General features: G+C 68.5%; 1 protein-coding gene. It reads right to left on the bottom strand.

The genetic code is table 11. The features are described 5' to 3' along the window. Positions 1-235, bottom strand: a 235-nt coding sequence (locus B4920_RS30265; RefSeq protein ID WP_216820150.1) for a hypothetical protein, incomplete at both ends; no start/stop codon positions are given.

Here is a 235-nt window from a genome sequence, read left to right on the forward strand (position 1 = left end):
TGCAGGGCAGGTTGCCCTCGCGTTGCACCCGCTTGAGCAGTGCCTGTGCCGAACAGGGGGTGCGCTGAGGCTTGGCACCGAAGCGTTTGAACACCTCGCCCCAGGCGGACAGATGCGCCTGTGCCCAGGGCGCACCTCCCGCTGCGACGGATTGGCAGGCCCGCGCCAGCGCTTGTGTGCCAACGTTGCGATCGACGATGCTGGCCCCGTCGACCTGGATGCTCAGGGCCCGGAA

The sequence above is a fragment of the Zoogloea sp. LCSB751 genome (assembly GCF_002028455.1).
Lineage (GTDB): Bacteria > Pseudomonadota > Gammaproteobacteria > Burkholderiales > Rhodocyclaceae > Zoogloea.